Below are 1,211 nucleotides of genomic sequence, written 5' to 3' on the forward strand. Positions count from 1 at the left end.
GCGAGCTGTCGACCCCGGTGGCGGCTGATCGACACCTGCCAGGTCAGCGCCGCCGACACCATGAGGAAGGAACCCCAGCGCCCGGCCACCTCGGCGATCTGGTCGAACCGCGCCGCCGCTTCGTCGAGCCGGTCCGTGGCCACGAACGCCAGCCCGGCCAGGCTCAGCAGCATCTGCGAGTGGTCCGCGCCCGCGAAGCCGCCGCGCAGCGCCCGGTCGACGAGGTCACCGGCGACGGCGGCGCTGGCATCGCCGCTGAGGGCCGCCACGGACAGCGCGGCGAGGACCGCGCACTCCCCGGGGGTGTCACCGGCCAGTGCGAGGTCCCGCAGGCGCCTCGCCCGCACGCGGGCGGCGGGGAGGGTGGACAGCTGGTCGTAGCCGACCAGCAGCATCTGGGCCTGCAGGTACCAGGACACCTCGCGGGCGAGACCGCTGCCGTCCTCCGCCTCGCGCAGGTCCTCCACCGCGCGGACGAGCACCTCGACGGCCTCCTCGTGCTGCTGCCCCAGGAACAGCGCGTGGGCGAGCAGATGGGCGGCCTGGGCGCGGGCGTAGGGGTCGGTCAGCGCGTCCGCGGCCCGCGCCAGCCGGTGCCGGGCAGCCCCCACATCCACCTGCATCTCGTCCGCGCCCAACTCCAGCAGCAGCGGACCGCGTTCCTTGACCGACATCGGTTCGCGCAGGGCGCGCCGCAGATAGGTCACGGTGACCTCGGGCGCCCCCCGGCCGCGGGTCGCCCGGGCCGCCTCCCGCAGGACGTCCACCCGCCAGGTCTCACCACTGGGTTCGGCCAGCAGCAGATGGGCCGCCACCTCGGCCTCGGACGCCCCCTCCTGCCGCAGCAGTTCGGCCGCCTGGGCATGTTCGTCGGCCAACTCCACCGGCCCGAACAGGGATTCGGCGATCACGGCGCGGACCAGCGGATGCCCGAACCGCGCCACCTCACCGGGGGTGAGCACGCCGATCCGCTGTAATCGGCGGCCGAGTTCCCGGGCTTTCGCCTCTCCCACCCCCGCCAGCCCGGCCGCGACCCGCCAGCTCGCGCCGTCCCCCAGCACCACCAGGGCACGGAGCAGCAGGCGGATCGGCTCCGGCTCGCCCGCCAGGCGCTTGACCACGGTGCCCGCCAGGATCCGGCCCCGGAACTCCTCCACCACGGTCGCCTGGTCGCCGGTCGGCCTGATCCCGTTGTCGGCCAGCGTCCGCAA

At 75.1% G+C, this 1,211-nt stretch carries 1 pseudogene; it reads right to left on the reverse strand.

Annotated features, from left to right (window positions below):
* Positions 1-1,211 (reverse strand): annotated as a pseudogene (locus TR50_RS31310) (hypothetical protein); the annotation flags it as partial.

Source organism: Streptacidiphilus anmyonensis, from assembly GCF_000787855.1.
Classification (GTDB): domain Bacteria; phylum Actinomycetota; class Actinomycetes; order Streptomycetales; family Streptomycetaceae; genus Streptacidiphilus; species Streptacidiphilus anmyonensis.